We start from the raw sequence: 17,203 nt of genomic DNA, 5'->3' as shown, positions 1-17,203 counted from the left end.
CAGAAAGCCTCCTTCGGACGAGTTCTCAAGCATCACGGGTGATCTCGTGGTAGGGCTTCGAGCATAAAGCAAGCAGGGTTAATCGTCTGCTGTCGAGCCAGCGCAAAGTTTCTATTTCGTCTTCAACACCTTCGAGGTTTCCGTTGCGTTCAGCCTCTTCTAGACGCTGCTGCGCCCGCATTTCTGTGACGTCGCGTTCAGTCATGATGTGAATCTTCAACTCCGGAAGCTCTTCAAAGTCGAGTACTTGATTCAGCTTCTCTAGGGGGAGGGCACGTCGCGTTACATCCTGCGTCACCTTGAGCGCAGTGGACGCAGCTGCAAGCGCCCTGAAAACGATAGGATCACCCAGCGCGCCGCCGGATGCCCATTATCGGCAGATATCGACTCGTTGCGGTCATTCGCAAGAGCCACCAGGAAAAGGGCTGGTGGGGGAATAGGCCGACAGCGAAAGCCCACTGGAAGCTTTTAGAGGAAGCGGTCCAGCTTCTGGGGCCGGGCGGTAGCCGGAAAAAGAACTGTCCAGTCAGATGAATTGGTCACGTGGCGTTCGCTGCCCATTTTTCAGCTTCGGTAGGCGCTCAGCCACAATGCTAGTGAGGCTGTCATTCACCATAAGCAACCCTTGGTTTTGGCTAAGCCCAGGGACCAATGCCTAGTCATCCTTGGGTAGGTTCAAGCACCTCACTGCGATAGATTAACAGACGATGCTGGCGGATCGGGAAATGTTATGGAATGGCTCTTATCGGAGGGGTGACAATCTTTTATTGTGCGGCTCACGCCACCACTAGTGTCGCCGGGATGTGCCTCGTCGAATCGACGCCAGTGTGGTACATGGGCATTCATCAATGCCTTGAATACTTTTCCGTGCGTTGAATAGCGAAGATGCAAAAGTTCATGAACAATGACATAGTCTTGAAAGCGCTCATCCCGATCTAGTAGGTCGATAGCTAAGGTAATGACTCCCGACGATGAGCATGTGCCCCACTTCTTACACATCTCCTGTACGCGTATAACACGAGGGTTCACTTTCAACTTGATCGCCCATGTCATTGTGCGAAGCTTCAGATCCTGTGCAGGGTAGCCTGAAGGTTTCATTTATCACCTTCCATAAGCAGTATCTGAATTACGAGATCAACAATCCGCGCCCGCTCAGTCGCAGATAGGGCTAGGAACGGTTTATACATCGCAGCTCGTAGTCGCCGCTGCTCGTCGGCGTTGACCAGCGCATTTGGGAACCGGCTAAGCAGTTCCTCAGCCTCCTTAGCCAAAAACATAGGATCGAGGGCCTCCGTCTTTACCGCGTTATCGTCACGCAGAACCCAGGCAACAGCAAAGGCACGAGCGGACAAACCACTGTCGCGGGCCGCCTTCATTGCTTCTTCCTTTTCCATGGCCAGCGCTGCCAACTGATCCATTGCTGCCAGACCTGTGGTTTTGCGCTCTTCTAAGTCCTTCAGGATGCGTTCGGCCCGGTCTTTCAACGGCTGAAGCACGGGAGCGGCAGCAGGAGCGGCATCGATTTCCTGCTGCAATCCGCGCACGAGGTTGAAAACTTTGCCCTCGTCGCTGCCCTTATCGCCGCGTAAGGATTGCAGCGTAGCCACGTCGAAGGTGACGCTTTTGGTGAGCCGCCCCAGTCCCTGTTGTTCGGCGCTCTCTTCGATCAGACGGCGTGTCTTGTAGGCCAGGTCAGCGATGAAGCCGACCTTCTCCGCATATGCATTGCGCACCGCTGCATACAGTTGACTCAACTGTTTGTAGCTGGCTATGTGATCGCGCAGCTCTGGCGAGGGCGAAAGGATTTCCCACAGCGCCTCGATTTCTTTGTACTGCTCGAAGAATGCTTTGCGTGCGTCCGGTTCAAGCAAGCGCCCGAATACCAACTTTTCCAATCGCTCGTCCGGCGCGCCTTCCACATTGGCATCGAGGTATTCCTTCTTGGCATCTGCGATGCGATGCAGGAAATCCTGCAAGAGCACGTCTAGATCCTCGATTACCCCGCCCACGTCGCTAGAATCAAATTTAAGGGCTTTCTTCAACTCGCGCAGTACGCCGACGAAATCCACGACCAGCCCCACCCGCTTCTGCACGCCGTTAGCATCTACATAAGGCCGGTTAACGCGCGCGATGGATTGCAGCAGCACATGGTCGCGCATAGGTTTGTCGAGGTAGAGACAGTAAAGCGGTGGTGCGTCATAGCCAGTAAGCAGCTTGTCGGTGACGATCAGAATCTTCGGATTTTCGGCAGGCTTCTTGAACAGCAGGCGCGCCTGCTCCTCGGCCTCGTCAGTAAGCTGCAATTTCGCCACCAGAGGGCGGTCGATCACATCCGCTGCATTCTGGGTATAAACCGGTGCGCTCCATTCTTGCGGCAGCAATTTATCCAGCGCCTGTTTATACTTGGCGCAGGCTTCCCGGTTCACGGCCACCAAGAACGCCTTGTAGCCCAGCGGCAGCACATTTTCCTTGAAGTGTTCTGCGACAAAGGCGGCCACCTTATCGATCCGGTCGTCGGCAGTTAGAAAGGTGCGCAGGCCCACGGCGCGGTCAAGTGCCTTGTTAAGTTCCTCCACATCCGACACGCCTTCACTTTCGGCCAGCGCGAAAAACTCTTTATCCAGTCGTTCGGCGGGCACGGTCATTTCGCTGGGCGCCATTACGTGCTTGATCGGCAGCGTAGTTTCGTCGGCGATAGATTCGGCAATCGAATACTTGTCAAGATAACCGGCTTCGTCCTGCGTGCCGAAAATCTTGAAAGTGCCTTCTCCCTGTGAGCTGCGCGCGATTGGCGTACCCGTGAAGCCGATGATGGTGGACATCGGCACAGCAGCCATCAGGTATGTACCCAAGTCCTTTGCCACCGAGCGGTGGGCCTCGTCAATGAAGACGTAGACGTTATCGCGGTCGCAACTATCCTTTTTGATTTCATCGAACTTATGGATCATAGAGATGACGAGGCCGCGAAAATCTGCATCCAGCAGTTGCTGCAACCTCGCCTTGGTGCTACAGCGCTCAACGGCGATGTCCTGCGCCTGCATCTCGCCCAGCAGCCGTTCCACCCAGCCCTTTAACTGGCCTTCAAGTTCGGTACGATCCACGACCAGCAGCACGGTGGCATTCTGAAAGCGTGCCTTGTCCTCCAAAATCTGCCGCGCCGCCGTCAGTAGGGTGAAGGTCTTGCCCGAACCTTGCGTGTGCCAGACTAGGCCTCGCGTCTTGGCCGGATCTGCACAGCGCGTCAGGATGGCGTCAATAGCGCGGCGTTGGTGCTGGCGCAGCACTGATTTCCGGGTTTCGCCGTCCTGCACATAAAACAGAATCCAGTGCTGCAAAGTTCGCAGGAATTCGCTAGGTTCGAAGAACGCTTGCACAGCGAAACGGTAGCTTTCCTCAGGTGCTTGTTTCCAGCGCGCCATGTCGCGACGGTTGGCGTTCCACGTCACACCATACCAATAGTCTAGCAAGTGCGTTACGTTGAATAACTGCGTGGTCGCCAGCAGTTCCGGTGTTTCCAGTTCGTACCGGCGCAGTTGCTTAATGGCGCGCTCGATGGCACCGCCGTCCTTCGGATTCTTGTGCTCGACGATGACCACTGGGATGCCGTTGACCACGAACATGACGTCGGCACGGTTGCCTTTAGGACGCGCGGGCGGCTTGATCTTCCATTCCCAGGTTACGTGAAAGGCATTTTCCGCCGGGTGTTGAAAGTCGATCAGCGCTATCCCCCGATGACGCTTTTCTGCCTCGTCGTACCAAGCACGTTCACCACGCAGCCACGACAGCAACTCGCGGTTGCCTTCGATGCTGGCGGGCAGCGCGTCCAATGTCTCGACGATGGCGCGCACCGCGTCCGCCGTCAGCCAAGGGTTGAGGGCGGTGAGCTTGCTTTCCAGCACGTCGCGCAAGAAGGTGCCGTCATCGCCGCCGCGTTTGGCGCGGGCATCGTCTGGCGCGAGTGGTGTCCAGCCGATTTCCGCCGCGTGGCGCACCATCGTGAACTGCACGGTTCCTGCTTCGCTAATTTTTAGGGGATTGTTCATGCTGTGGCCTCCTCGGCTTCTACCGAGACCACGGGCAGCGCCGACAGGTCAAGATCGGCGACGCGGATTTCGCCACTCATGAGCTTGTGTAGCAGGCACTGAAACAGTTCTGCCAGCACGGCGCGCTTTTTGCGGTGTACGGCAATCTTGCGATCGAAAGTATTGAGGATTTCCACAACATCGGAAGCTTCATCCGGGTCAGTCGGGCAAGCCACTTTGAAGGTTTCAACGTCGCTGAGGTTGAGCGTCATCGTGCCATGCGCCGACGGAACTATCTGACTGAGCAATCTGTTCTTGCCGGCGTAGATGGCCGAGCGCAGAAACTGGCCCGAATACTCGCCGCGCGACACAAGCGCCTTCACATCCTGGTTAAATGCCATTGGACGATTGATGACTGCCACAGGCAAGTCTTTCGCCAAACCCATGCCTCGCACCAGTAGCAGAACCGAGCCCGGTGGTACAAGCCGACTTGCCGCTTCAACTCCTGCGACAGAAATGTGGTCAATGGCATCTTCAAGCGTAGGCGTTTTCAAGTCCTTGCCCGACACCCACGGGATATCGCCTTTCCAGTATTCAGCGACGGACTTGCGCGGCGTACCACCGCTAAAGATTTCGCAGAGTTCGAGGATAGTTCGCGGCTTCCAGCTTTCCGGCATCAGTCCGATCTCGGTTTCCTTCAGTGTCTCTCCGCAAAGCCCATGCGTGAAGAGGCGGGTCATGGCCGCGCGCTTGAACTCCTCTATTGTTTCCAGCAACTCCGACTGCTTCATCAGCGCTGATTCAGTTTGAAGCAACACGGCAGCAATTGCCTTTTGTTCGCTGTCATCAGTCGGGTAGGACAGCGTCTTATCCTTGAGGACGGTAAAGTGCCGGTTGTAGCCACGCGCTGGCAGATCAATCGCGCGGCAGGCGTAGAAGAAGAACAGCGGGTCAACGCCGGGCTTCGGGCGCAGCAACTGCGTGCCATCCGCGCCGCGCGCAAACGGTATATCCAAGAACTTGAATGCTCTTGTGTGGTCGCCAAAAACTACTAGTGGAAGCGGCGCTTCAATGACGGCGCTTTCGTCGTCTGTCCAGCCCGCAATCTGTCCCTGCCCTTGATCTACGACTGGGAAGCGACCTGACGGCTGGTAGTTCCTTGATTGAATCTTGGTCTTGCCCGCGACAGAAATTGGGACAATGCAATTTCCCACGGACTCGGTAGTCCACGATTCGATTGTCATGCGTCCTCCGCTTTCGCTAGAGGTCGTAGCAACTGCAGCAATCTGGATGTAAGGCAGGCTTCTTGCTCATTGAGTTGTTCGAGGGCGCGGAGCAGATTCGGAATTGAGCCGACCTCCGCGTTGCCGTTCTGCCCAGTCCACCGGCTTGGACTCAGGTTGTAGTCTGCTTCCTCCGCCTGTTTTGTAGTGATGACCGCCAGTTCGCCCTCGACAGGATCGCCTTTGAGGTACATCGCTGCCATCGGCCGAATGTCTTCCTCCGGCAGATAGTTCTTTGGTTTTCCCTTGAGGAAATGCTGGCTGGCGTTGAGAAGATGAATCCTGCCCTTCCGCGCTGCGGGCTTGCGTTTGTTCAGCACCACGATCACGCCCGCGGCCGTGGTGTTGTAGAACAAGTTCTCGGGCAGCAGAATTACGCCGTCCACCAGGTCGCGGTCCACAAACCACTTCCGAATGTTACGTTCTTTGTCCTCGTTCTTGCTGCCGCTGCCGCGTGTAACTGCGCCGGTATCCAGCACCACACACGCGCGGCCATCATCAGCCATCGCGGACAAGGTATGCTGCAGCCAGGCCCAATCCCCCTTGCCACTGGTGATTCCGCCTGCCGCCTGGAACCGCTCGAATGGGTCGTTCTTGAATAAGTCGGGCGCAAAGGGCTGGTTCCACATCGGGTTGGCGATCAGCATGTCGTGGACGCGAAGCCTGCCTGCAGCGTCTCGGAACTTGGGATTGATCATGGTGTCGCCACGCGCCAGCTCTACCTCCATATCATGGATGATGGCGTTCATGCGCGCCACGGCGTAGCTTTCGGCCTGCAATTCCTGTCCACTCAACTTAACAGGCACGCGGCTGGTAGGATCGAGTTCGCGGGCAACGAGCTGCATTTTGATCAACAGGCCTGCCGAGCCGCAGGCATAGTCATGACAGGTTTCGCCAGGGCGCGGGCGCAGGATGTGCGCCATCAGGAAACCCACCTCGGTTGGCGTGAAGAACTCGCCTGCACTCTGGCCGGAGCCTTCGGCAAACTTGCGCAGTAAGTATTCGTAGGCGCGCCCCAGAAAGTCGGGCTGAACATCTGCCAGGCCGAGGCGATAGCGTTTATCGGAGAAAGTCTCGACCACGCCGCGCAATTTGGCAGGATTAATGTCACGCTCACCGTTGCGCTCGGCAGCAAAGTCCACCACGTCCAGCACTCCGGAAAGGTCTGGGTTGTGCTTCACTACGGCGCGTACGGCGCGGGTAAGGTGTTCACCTATGTCGCGCGGGGCTATGCTGCGGCCCTTGTCATCCTTCGGCCACTCATAGGCCTCACGCCCGCTGAGGATGGCCCAGCGCGCTTCGGACGGCAAGTAAAAGCGGAGCAACGAGTGGTCGGCCTCGGCAATTTCCAGCGCGGTGGCTTGGTCTCCGTAATCCTCTGCTAGGCGCGCAATCTCGTCGTCGAATACATCCGAGAGGCGCTTGAGAAATAGCAATGGCAGTAGGTAGTCCTTGAACTTGGCGGCATCCTTTTCGCCTCGAATTGAGCAGGCTGCGTCCCACAGCATTTGCTCCATTGACTTCGTGGTCGGAGCAGCCGCCGCTCGCCGCCCCCGGCGAGGCGTTGCTGAAACGGATGCCTGCAGTTCACCTGCGATGGAAAGATTCGAAACTCCAGCCTCCAGCGCGAGATCCGCAATAGCCTCTTGCGCTGCACGTTGGGGCTTGCTATTCCCGCCCTCCCAGCGGTTGACGGTGGCAAATGAAACGCCAAGACGCTCAGCAAGCTGTTCTTGGGTGAGATTGAGCTCCGTGCGGATAGCGCGGAGCGTCGAGGGGAAATGGAGAGCTATATTTGTCATATCTGACATGTTTGCTATATCGCAAATGTATGTCAAAGGAATTCTCATCTGGAACATGAAAAAGGGAGCCAAAGCGCTTTATGGCTTAGATCAGTCCATGTTCCGCCCGACGATGATTGAGCTCCGCTGCCACAGTCCACGTCGCGTAACTGGCATAGTCAATCGTGCGGCATCTGATAACGTGCGATGCGACCCGACCGAATCCTAGGTTTCTCCAATTTGGACAATGGTACAACCACTTCGGGCTGGCCTGCTTTGGGTGGGCAGTCATCGGTTGCTACGGGCGGCTGATCGAGGCCTCGCAACTACACGCAGAGCGCCCGCTACCTCTTCTGCTCCACCTAAATCATGCCAGCTTGGCAGCCAATTCCTCCGCAGTGATGTTGTAGTACCGCTTCAGCATGTTCACCTCACGGTGCCCAGTCACGCTGGCTAACTCGATGAGGTTTGGCAGTTTGGTGGCAAGCCGACAAGTAGCCTCGTGCCGAAGGTCATGAAAACGCAGGCCCAGCAGGAAATCCTCTTGGGGCACCACGCCAGCTTGATCGCAGTCTGCCAAGTACTTTGCCCGCGCACGCTCCAGACCTCTTACGAACGCCTTTTTGAGAGCATCAGCGGTGGTGGGGAAGACCCGACCGCACAGGGAGCGCGGTAGTCCTCTCAACAGTTGGATGGCGTTGGGTGAGAGCGGGATCGTTCTGGGCAGTCCGTTCTTCGTCGCAGGCAAATGCGCTGTCCGGCGGTCCAGATTCACATGCTTCCAGCGCAGCTCGAAGATCTCGCCACGGCGCATGGCCGTTTCAATCGCCAGTTGGACGATGGGCCGTATCCAAGGATTGTGAGAGGCATCAGCATAGGTACCGTCCGAACGGCGTTCGCACAGCTCCAACGCGCCGAGGATGTATTGCTCTTCAACCGGGTCGAGCCGCCGTGAGCGTTCGTCGTTATAGCTGGGACGGCTGACCATCCGCACTGGGTTCTCCGCAAGATGAATACCCCACTCGCGGCGAGCGACCTCGATCACGCATTGGAACAAAGCTAGCTCGCGCTTCACCGTGTTCCCCTTGCGGATCTTCAAGCGCTCATCTCGATAGCGAGCAAAGTCGGAGGAGGTGAGGGTCGCGACGATGCGCGTCGCCAGCGGGTGACGCTTGAGCGCTTCGAGTCGTTTGATTTCCGAGTACGCACCTTTGTGCTTCGGGGCGACCTCGGAGATATAGCGATCGATGAGTTGATGAAAGGCGGTACGTTCAGCCTCGACCCGAGAGACGAAGATGCCCCGGTCGATTTCGCTTTCGATCATACGTGCCCAGGCTTGGGCGTCGGCTTTGGTTTCGAAGGTTTTGCGCTGGGCTGGATAGCCCTTACGGCGAATTTGCGCTTCCCACTGATACTCGCCGCGATTCCTGATTGTTGCCATTTCGACCATCCCCACCACACTTGAGTGTGGCAAATTTGTGGCAAAAACGACTTTCAGGACTAGGACAGGTTTCTGTCAGAAGCGCTAACCCCTTGTGACACAAGGGAAAGAAGATGGCGCACTCGGCGGGATTCGAACCCACGACCCCTGCCTTCGGAGGGCAGTACTCTATCCAGCTGAGCTACGAGTGCAACGCGCACGCATGATACCCATCTGATTCGATTGCGTCCATCGCCTTGATCTTTGTCCATTTTTCCTGATCCAGGCGCACTTGCGCGACGCACACCAGATTGCGCAATTTTTGCGCAATCACCTCGGCCCGATGCCTGCTCAGCCCGCCGATACCTATTTCGATGTCCAGCAAGTCATCTTGCTGGCTGACTTGCACGCTGTGCGGCGTCAGAAACTGCAGGGCGAACAGGTTGAGTACCCGGCACAGGGTATCCGGCTCGGCTTCGGCTTGCAGGCGATAGCACACGTTGCTGTGGCTACTGCTGGCGGCCCAGGCATCGGTTCGGGGCAGGGGGCGTTCAAATGGGTTCATGCTGGTCTCCGCAAAGGTGGGAGAAATTCTGGCAGGTTGATGCCGGCTTTTTTTCGCTATTATTTGATGAATTAGCCATTCAGGCGAATTGTTTGATTCGAAAAATATAAGCTTGGGGGATTTTTAATGCAAAGCGATCTTGATGCGTATGACCGGCGGATTCTCGAGCTTCTTCAGGAGGATGCGTCACTGTCCAGCGCGCAGATTGCCGAGCGCGTAGGGTTGTCGCAGTCGCCGTGCTGGCGCCGTATTCAGCGGCTCAAGGACGAGGGGGTCATTCGGGGGCAGGTCACCCTGCTTGATCGCAAGAAGGTCGGCCTGAACACGCAGATCTTTGCCGAGGTGAAACTGAACGCCCATGGTCGCTCCAACTTCACCGAGTTCACCGAGGCGATCCGGGGCTTTCCAGAGGTGCTGGAGTGTTATGTGCTGATGGGGTCAGTAGACTTCCTGTTGCGTATCGTCACGCAGGATATCGAGGCTTACGAGCGGTTCTTCTTCGAAAAGCTGTCGAACGTACCGGGAATTCAGGAAGTGAATTCCATTGTGGCGCTGTCGGAGATCAAGTCCACCACCAGCCTTCCGCTGATGCGCTGAGGCTGTCGCCGGCAAGCCGGCCCCTACACGTCAACCACGGCTCTCGGGGGCCGTGGCGATCGTGGGGCTTGCCGGCGATGATGCACAAGGGAATGTCAGGCCTTGAGCAGATGTTTCCAGCCACGGCTCTGATCAATCGCACGGGCCTGTTCCACGCGGGCCTCCAGCAGCTCGCCAGGCTCTTCGGCCAGTGGCAGTTCAGCCAGCTCATGCAGCTTTTTCAGGTCGCCATACAGGCGGTCCATCTGCGGCACCTCGAGTACCTGGCGCGCATGGTGCAGCCAGGCCAGCAACTGTTCGATGCGCGGCAGTTGTTCTGCCAGGTCTTCCGGGCGTTGAGTGTAAAGCGGTAGCTTCAGCGCACGGCCTTCTTCGCCCAGCAGGTGTGCCACCCAGCTGGCCAGTTGCGCCTTGCCCTGGCGTTCGCCACGGCCCTTGCGCTCTGCGGTCCAGGCGCGGGCCAGCAGCCAACGTGATGTTTCCAGGGAGAATTGGCCCCAGCGCACGTCCTCGAGCTCTTCGAGGAACTGCTCTGGCGCGGCGCGACGGATGTCTTCGTCGTCATTGCCGGCCTGTACCAGCGGGCGCCAGTCTTCCAGCAGCGCGTCCAGGCTGGCGCGCAGGTCACGCGTGCTGGCACGCGGCGCGGCCTGGCCAAGGCTTGCGACCAGTGCACGCAGTTCTGCCAGGCACTGCACCCAGTCCTGCAGCAGGCGCCAGTGGCCATTGTGGCGGTATTGCTCGGCCAGGCGCTGGCTGCTGCCCAGCAGTTGCCAGGCGAGGGCAGCGAAGGCATCGTCGACCGGCATTTCGGCGTCCAGTTCGGTGCTTGGCAGGCCCAGCTCATAGCTGTCCGGCTCCAGCAGGCGGTAGCCGCGCTCGGCCTTGCTGATGTCGCACGGCATCAGGGGCAGGCTGGCGGCCAGCTCGGCGGCCAGCTCCAGCAACGCCTCGGGGGCACCTTCGCGCAGTTCCAGCTCCAGCTCGCAGATCTCTTCCTTGCGCTTGCCGGCAATCACGAAGCCCTGGTCCAGCGCTGCCTCGATCACTACTTTGCTCTTGCCGCGGCCCCAGGCGATCTCAGCGAATTCGCGGGTGAAGTCGGTGGTGAACAGCGGTTTGATGGATTTTTTGTCAAGTTCGGCCAGTTGCTCAGGCCAGCAGGTGGCGTCGAGCTTTTTCAGGTCGAGTTTGACTTTGTCCAGGTGCCACTCGTATTCGTTGCGTTCGGACAGGCCGGCGACGCTTTGGCCACGGCACTTCAAGGTCTGGATGATCACCTCGCCGTCGCGGCGCAGGCGCAGCGCCACTCGGGCAGCAGAAAGGTCGCGCTCAGGGGTGTCGAAGTACTGGTTGAGCAGCTCGCGGGTCTGCCAGCCGGACTTGTTGCGCTTTTTCAGCAGAGGGTGCTCGCGCAGTGCGGCCAGGGTGTCGCGGCTGGCGCGAAGCTTGAGTTCGGTTTCTTTGTGCATCGCAGGCTCGAAGAGGGGCGTGATTGCCGTGCAGTCTACAGCAGTGTGCCGGCAACGGTTTATTCCTTACGGCGGATGGCCCTATGATGGGCAATGCTTCCGAGGAGTTCGCGCATGCCGTTGCCCACGCTGAAAGACCAGTTTGCCGCTTTGATCGCCGCGCCCTCGGTCAGCTGCACCCAACCTGCCCTGGACCAGTCCAACCGCCAGGTCATCGACCTGCTGGCAGGCTGGTTGGGCGACCTGGGGTTCAGTTGCGACATCCAGCAGGTCAGCCCAGGCAAGTTCAACCTGTTGGCCAGCCGTGGCACTGGCCCGGGCGGGCTTGTGCTGGCTGGCCACAGCGACACCGTGCCGTATGACGAGCAGTTGTGGACGAGCGACCCGCTCAAGCTGACCGAGGTCGATGGCCGCTGGGTGGGCCTGGGCAGCTGCGACATGAAAGGCTTTTTCGCCTTGATCATCGAAGCGGTGATTCCGTTGCTGGAGCATGACTTCAAGCAGCCGCTGCTGATCCTCGCCACCTGCGACGAAGAAAGCTCGATGTCCGGTGCCCGCGCCCTGGCCGAAGCGGGTCAGCCGCTTGGCCGTGCGGCGGTCATCGGTGAGCCGACCGGCTTGCGTCCGGTCCGCATGCACAAGGGTATCCTCATGGACCGCATCGACATTCTCGGGCGTAGCGGCCATTCCTCTGACCCAAGCCTTGGCCACAGCGCGCTGGAAGCCATGCACGCGGTGATGGGTGAGCTGATGGGCCTGCGCCGGCAATGGCAGGACAACTACCGCAACCCGCAATTCACCGTGCCCACGCCGACCATGAACTTTGGCTGCATCCACGGTGGCGACAACCCCAACCGTATCTGCGGCCAGTGTGCCCTGGAGTTCGACCTGCGCCCACTGCCAGGCATGGATGTAGAGCAGTTGCGTGCAGCCATCCGTGAGAAGCTTCGGCCGGTGGCCGAGCGCCATGAGGTGCGTATCGACTACGCGCCGCTGTTCCCCGAGGTGCCACCGTTCGAACAGGCGGCCGATGCCGAACTGGTGCAGGTGGCCGAGCGCTTGACCGGCCATCGCGCCGAAGCGGTGGCGTTCGGTACCGAAGCGCCTTATCTTCAGCAACTGGGTTGCCAGACCATCGTTCTTGGCCCTGGCGACATTGCCTGTGCCCACCAGCCGGGCGAATACCTGGAAATGTCACGAATCGAACCTACCGTGCGTCTATTGCGTGACCTGATCCGGCACTATTGCCTGAATTAAACGTCCATCCTGCTGATTCGTCTTTGCCTAGAGGAGACCGCGCGTGACCGCAAGCCTGTTCCGACGATGATCCTGAACGCCGTGTGATCCAACGTTCTCCGTCCACTTTATCCACAGGCCCTGTCATGCCCGATTACGTCAACTGGCTGCGTCATGCCTCCCCGTACATCAATGCCCATCGCGACTGCACCTTTGTGGTCATGCTCCCCGGCGATGGGGTGGAACACCCGAATTTCGGCAATATCGTCCATGACCTGGTGTTGCTGCACAGCCTGGGCGTGCGCCTGGTGCTGGTGCATGGTTCGCGCCCGCAGATCGAGAGCCGGCTGGCCGCCCGTGGCCTGACCCCGCACTATCACCACGGCTTGCGCATCACCGATGCCGCAACCCTGGACTGCGTGATCGACGCCGTGGGTGCCTTGCGCCTGGCCATCGAAGCGCGCCTGTCGATGGACATCGCCGCCTCGCCGATGCAGGGCTCACGCCTGCGCGTGGCCTGCGGCAACCTGGTGACTGCCCGCCCTATCGGCGTGCTCGAAGGGGTGGACTACCACCACACCGGTGAAGTACGGCGCATCGACCGCAAAGGCATCAGCCGCCTGCTTGACGAGCGCTCGATTGTGCTGCTTTCGCCGCTGGGCTATTCGCCGACCGGTGAGATCTTCAACCTGGCCTGCGAAGACGTGGCCACCCGCGCCGCCATCGAATTGGGTGCCGACAAGCTGTTGCTGTTCGGCGCCGAACCCGGGCTGCTGGATGAGAGCGGCAAGCTGGTGCGTGAGTTGCGCCCGCAGCAGGTTGCACCACACCTGGCGCGGCTGGGCAGTGATTACCAAGGCGAGTTGCTCGATGCCGCCGCCGAGGCCTGCAAGGGCGGCGTGGCGCGTAGCCACATCGTCAGCTATGCCGAGGACGGCGCACTGCTCACCGAGCTGTTCACCCGCGGCGGTGGCGGCACGCTGGTGTCGCAGGAGCAGTTCGAAGTGGTGCGCGAGGCGACCATCGAGGATGTGGGTGGTTTGCTGGAGCTGATCAGCCCGCTGGAAGAGCAGGGCATTCTGGTGCGACGCTCACGTGAAGTGCTGGAGCGTGAGATCGAGCAGTTCAGCGTGGTCGAGCGCGAGGGCATGATCATCGCGTGCGCGGCCCTGTATCCGATTGCCGATTCCCAGGCTGGTGAGCTGGCGTGCCTGGCAGTGAACCCGGAGTACCGCCATGGCGGGCGCGGTGATGAGCTGCTGGAGCGGATCGAAAGCCGGGCGCGGGCGTTGGGGTTGAATACCCTGTTCGTGCTTACCACCCGGACCGCGCACTGGTTCCGCGAGCGTGGCTTTGCCCCCAGTGGGGTAGAGCGGCTGCCGTCGGCGCGAGCATCGCTGTACAACTACCAGCGCAATTCGAAGATTTTCGAAAAGTCTCTGTAGCCAGGGAATCGAGTGCCCTGCCAACCCATGAAAAACGCCGCCCCAGAGGGCGGCGTTTTCATTTACACGGTATGCAGATACCAGTTGTACTCGAGGTCGGAGATCGAATGCTCGAACTCCTCCAGCTCGCTCTCCTTGCACGCGACGAAGATGTCGATGTACTTCGGATCGATGTACTTGTTCAGGATCTCGCTGTCGTCCAGCTCGCGCAGGGCATCGCGCAGGTTGTTCGGCAGGCTCTGCTCCAGCTGCTCGTACGAGTTGCCTTCGATCGGCTCACCCGGCTCAACCTTGTTGGTCAGGCCATGGTGCACACCAGCCAGTACGGCGGCCATCATCAGGTACGGGTTGGCGTCGGCGCCGGCCACGCGGTGTTCCAGGCGTACGGCGTCGGGCGAACCGGTAGGCACGCGCAGGGCCACGGTACGGTTGTCCAGGCCCCAGCTCGGCGCGTTCGGCACGTAGAACTGGGCGCCAAAGCGACGGTACGAGTTGACGTTCGGGCAAAGGAACGCCATCGACGCAGGCAGGGTCTCGAGCACACCGCCGACAGCATGACGTAGCGCGGCGTTCTGCTCGGGATCCTCGCTGGTGAAGATGTTGTTGCCATCCTTGTCCAGCACGGAAATGTGTACATGCAGGCCGTTGCCTGCCTGGCCCGGGTAGGGCTTGGCCATGAACGTGGTGTCCATTTCATGGTCGTAGGCGATGTTCTTGATCAGGCGCTTGAGCAGCACTGCATAATCACAGGCCTTGAGCGGGTCGGGGACGTGGTGCAGGTTGACTTCGAACTGTGCCGGGGCGCTTTCCTTGACGATGGCGTCGGCCGGAATGCCTTGTTCCTTGGCGCCTTCGAGGATGTCCTGCAGGCAATCGGCGTATTCGTCGAGGTCGTCGATCAGGTATACCTGGGTCGACTGCGGGCGCTTGCCCGAGATCGGCGAGCGTGGTGGCTGCGGGCGGCCGTTCACGTTCTCCTGGTCGATCAGGTAGAACTCCAGTTCGAACGCGGCGCAGATGGTCAGGCCCAGGTCGTCGAACTTGCTCACCACCTGACGCAACACTTCACGAGGGTCGGCGAAGAACGGCTCGCCTTCAAGCTCGTGCATGGTCATCAGCAACTGGGCGGTCGGGCGTTTCTGCCACGGCTCGTTGCAGAGCGTGTCCGGGATCGGATAGCAGATGCGGTCAGCATCGCCGATGTCCAGGCCAAGCCCGGTGCTTTCGACGGTGGACCCGTTGATATCGAGGGCGAAGAGGGAGGCCGGCAGGTTGATGCCTTTCTCGTAAACCTTGTGGAGGCTGGTGCGCTCTATGCGCTTACCGCGCACCACACCATTCATATCTGCAATCAGAAGGTCAACGTAGAGAACCTCAGGATGTTCCTTAAGGAACGCGTTCGCTTCGTTAAGCTGAACGGCACGCGGGGGTACCGACATGATGCAACACCTTTGTTGTTAAAAATATCAATCAAGGGGGGCTTGCAGGACCAGTCAATCGAAAAGCCTTACTGATGTCAAGCCAACCCCATGATGCCCTGAAATGGCACATCGACGGCAGATTTGCTGCATATCGGGGCGTGCCATTATCCGCTATTTCCCTGACAAAGGGCTATCTCCGACAAGCCGTGTTTTATTTTTTACGGAGGTGTTGTGTAAAAAAATGAACAAGGCTAAGCTCGGTCTCAACCCAAAACACAATAATACGAGGGTCACATGGTCCGCTTGTCGCGACCTGAAAGCGCTGCCTGTGCAGTGCGCTCGGGTATCCCTGCCGTTCCGGCACGCATCAATTGCGCGGTGGTCGCACTGGCCGCAATAATTGACGCTTTGCGCTTCTGGACTACCCCTCGTAGCGCCGTTTCGCTTCCTTTCTTGTATTCCTGCCCTTCGAACTCATTACGGACACGCTTGTTTCCAGTGTATCCACTGTGCTCCTGCGTGGGGGTTTTTGCTTTAGCAACCCACTCCATCCAGAATCAATGCGCGGACCACATTACCTCCTGAGGTATCTATGAGTAACAACCTCGACCAGCTCACCGATTGGTTGAAAGAGCACAAGATCACCGAAGTCGAATGCCTGATCAGTGACCTGACCGGCATCACCCGCGGCAAGATCTCGCCGACCAACAAGTTCATCGCCGAGAAAGGCATGCGCCTGCCCGAGAGCGTGTTGCTGCAGACCGTGACCGGCGATTACGTCGATGACGACATCTATTACGAACTGCTCGACCCGGCCGACATCGACATGATCTGCCGGCCCGATGAAAACGCGGTCTTCCTCGTGCCGTGGGCCATCGAGCCTACCGCCCAGGTCATTCACGACACCTACGACAAGAAGGGCAACCCGGTCGAGCTGTCGCCGCGCAACGTACTGAAGAAAGTCCTGCAGCTTTACGCCGACAAGGGCTGGCAACCGATCGTCGCGCCAGAGATGGAGTTCTACCTGACCAAGCGCAGCGAGGATCCGGACTTCCCGCTGCAGCCGCCGGTAGGTCGTTCTGGCCGCCCGGAAACCGGCCGCCAGTCGTTCTCCATCGAAGCTGCCAACGAATTCGACCCGCTGTTCGAGGACGTCTACGACTGGTGCGAGCTGCAGCAACTGGACCTCGACACCCTGATTCACGAAGACGGCACGGCGCAGATGGAGATCAACTTCCGTCACGGCAACGCCCTGCACCTGGCCGACCAGATCCTGGTGTTCAAGCGCACCATGCGCGAAGCGGCGCTCAAGCACAATGTGGCCGCCACCTTCATGGCCAAGCCCATGACCGGCGAGCCGGGCAGCGCCATGCACCTGCACCAGAGCGTGGTCGATTCGGTCACCGGCAAGAACATCTTCAGCAATGAAGACGGCAGCATGAGCGAGCTGTTCCTGCACCACATCGGTGGCCTGCAGAAGTTCATCCCCGAGGCGCTGCCGCTGTTTGCCCCGAACGTCAACTCGTTCCGCCGCTTCCTGCCAGACACTTCGGCCCCGGTAAACGTCGAGTGGGGCGAGGAAAACCGCACCGTCGGCCTGCGCGTACCGGATGCCGGCCCACAGAACCGTCGCGTCGAGAACCGCCTGCCAGGCGCCGATGCCAACCCTTACCTGGCCATCGCTGCGAGCTTGCTGTGCGGCTACATCGGTATGGTCGAAGGTATTGCCGCCAGCGCGCCGGTGCAGGGGCGCGGCTACGAGCGGCGCAACCTGCGCCTGCCGCTGACCATCGAGGACGCCTTGGAACGCATGGAAGTCAGCCGCGCGCTGACCCAGTACCTGGGCAAAAAATTCATCACCGGCTACGTTGCCACCAAGCGCGCCGAGCATGAGAACTTCAAGCGCGTCATCAGCTCTTGGGAGCGTGAGTTCCTGCTGTTTGCTGTGTGATCAACCCCTG

General features: G+C 59.2%; 14 protein-coding genes and 1 tRNA gene. 4 read left to right on the top strand and 11 right to left on the bottom strand.

Going from position 1 to position 17,203, the window contains the following annotated elements:
- Positions 1 to 25: 25 nt before the first annotated feature.
- The 8 genes from BLX42_RS27180 to BLX42_RS10455 form a co-directional block, all read right to left on the bottom strand.
- Positions 26 to 205: a hypothetical protein gene (locus tag BLX42_RS27180; protein ID WP_371926655.1), complete on the bottom strand. Its 180-nt coding sequence runs from the start codon at positions 203 to 205 to the stop codon at positions 26 to 28.
- Between the two features lie 479 nt (positions 206 to 684).
- Positions 685 to 1,098 (bottom strand): M48 family metallopeptidase, encoded by a 414-nt coding sequence (locus BLX42_RS10485; RefSeq protein WP_161871742.1) that lies wholly within the window; start codon positions 1,096 to 1,098, stop codon positions 685 to 687.
- Positions 1,095 to 4,043 (bottom strand): type I restriction endonuclease subunit R, encoded by a 2,949-nt coding sequence (locus BLX42_RS10480; protein ID WP_161871741.1) that lies wholly within the window; start codon positions 4,041 to 4,043, stop codon positions 1,095 to 1,097. The genes BLX42_RS10485 and BLX42_RS10480 overlap by 4 nt, the downstream gene beginning before the upstream one ends.
- Positions 4,040 to 5,266, bottom strand: coding sequence for a restriction endonuclease subunit S (locus BLX42_RS10475; protein WP_161871740.1), 1,227 nt, complete (start codon positions 5,264 to 5,266; stop codon positions 4,040 to 4,042). The genes BLX42_RS10480 and BLX42_RS10475 overlap by 4 nt, the downstream gene beginning before the upstream one ends.
- Positions 5,263 to 7,116 carry an N-6 DNA methylase gene (locus BLX42_RS10470; RefSeq protein WP_218580311.1) on the bottom strand — a complete coding sequence of 618 codons (1,854 nt, stop codon included), beginning with the start codon at positions 7,114 to 7,116 and terminating at the stop codon, positions 5,263 to 5,265. The genes BLX42_RS10475 and BLX42_RS10470 overlap by 4 nt, the downstream gene beginning before the upstream one ends.
- 337 nt (positions 7,117 to 7,453) lie before the next feature.
- Positions 7,454 to 8,536, bottom strand: coding sequence for a site-specific integrase (locus BLX42_RS10465; protein ID WP_256671959.1), 1,083 nt, complete (start codon positions 8,534 to 8,536; stop codon positions 7,454 to 7,456).
- Between the two features lie 105 nt (positions 8,537 to 8,641).
- Positions 8,642 to 8,718: transfer RNA gene (locus tag BLX42_RS10460), tRNA-Arg, on the bottom strand.
- Positions 8,709 to 9,071, bottom strand: a complete 363-nt coding sequence (locus BLX42_RS10455) for a hypothetical protein (RefSeq protein WP_069974020.1) — start codon at positions 9,069 to 9,071, stop codon at positions 8,709 to 8,711. Before BLX42_RS10455 ends, BLX42_RS10460 begins: the two co-directional genes overlap by 10 nt.
- A gap of 126 nt (positions 9,072 to 9,197) precedes the next feature.
- Between BLX42_RS10455 and BLX42_RS10450 the strand changes: the two genes are divergently transcribed.
- The gene (locus BLX42_RS10450) at positions 9,198 to 9,668 is read left to right on the top strand and encodes an Lrp/AsnC family transcriptional regulator (protein ID WP_119688092.1); all 471 of its coding nucleotides are present in this window, start codon (positions 9,198 to 9,200) and stop codon (positions 9,666 to 9,668) included.
- A 95-nt stretch (positions 9,669 to 9,763) separates the two neighbouring features.
- Here the strand turns inward: BLX42_RS10450 and BLX42_RS10445 are convergent, their stop codons facing one another.
- The gene (locus BLX42_RS10445) at positions 9,764 to 11,140 is read right to left on the bottom strand and encodes an inorganic triphosphatase (RefSeq protein ID WP_161871739.1); all 1,377 of its coding nucleotides are present in this window, start codon (positions 11,138 to 11,140) and stop codon (positions 9,764 to 9,766) included.
- Between the two features lie 114 nt (positions 11,141 to 11,254).
- Between BLX42_RS10445 and argE the strand changes: the two genes are divergently transcribed.
- Positions 11,255 to 12,397, top strand: a complete 1,143-nt coding sequence (gene argE, locus BLX42_RS10440) for an acetylornithine deacetylase (RefSeq protein ID WP_161871738.1) — start codon at positions 11,255 to 11,257, stop codon at positions 12,395 to 12,397.
- Between the two features lie 125 nt (positions 12,398 to 12,522).
- Positions 12,523 to 13,821 carry an amino-acid N-acetyltransferase gene (argA, locus tag BLX42_RS10435; protein ID WP_012312225.1) on the top strand — a complete coding sequence of 433 codons (1,299 nt, stop codon included), beginning with the start codon at positions 12,523 to 12,525 and terminating at the stop codon, positions 13,819 to 13,821.
- A 62-nt stretch (positions 13,822 to 13,883) separates the two neighbouring features.
- Here the strand turns inward: argA and BLX42_RS10430 are convergent, their stop codons facing one another.
- Both BLX42_RS10430 and BLX42_RS10425 read right to left on the bottom strand, forming a co-directional pair.
- The gene (locus BLX42_RS10430; protein ID WP_012312226.1) at positions 13,884 to 15,260 is read right to left on the bottom strand and encodes a glutamine synthetase family protein; all 1,377 of its coding nucleotides are present in this window, start codon (positions 15,258 to 15,260) and stop codon (positions 13,884 to 13,886) included.
- 272 nt (positions 15,261 to 15,532) lie between these two features.
- Positions 15,533 to 15,793: a hypothetical protein gene (locus tag BLX42_RS10425; RefSeq protein ID WP_046786976.1), complete on the bottom strand. Its 261-nt coding sequence runs from the start codon at positions 15,791 to 15,793 to the stop codon at positions 15,533 to 15,535.
- A gap of 41 nt (positions 15,794 to 15,834) precedes the next feature.
- Here BLX42_RS10425 and BLX42_RS10420 point away from each other — a divergent pair, with 41 nt between their 5' ends.
- Positions 15,835 to 17,193: a glutamine synthetase family protein gene (locus tag BLX42_RS10420; RefSeq protein ID WP_012312227.1), complete on the top strand. Its 1,359-nt coding sequence runs from the start codon at positions 15,835 to 15,837 to the stop codon at positions 17,191 to 17,193.
- Positions 17,194 to 17,203 lie beyond the last annotated feature (10 nt).

Origin of the sequence: Pseudomonas sp. SG-MS2 (genome assembly GCF_009933855.1) — a bacterium.
GTDB classification, from domain to species: domain Bacteria; phylum Pseudomonadota; class Gammaproteobacteria; order Pseudomonadales; family Pseudomonadaceae; genus Aquipseudomonas; species Aquipseudomonas putida_E.
This window is presented reverse-complemented; position numbering and strand designations above follow the sequence as displayed.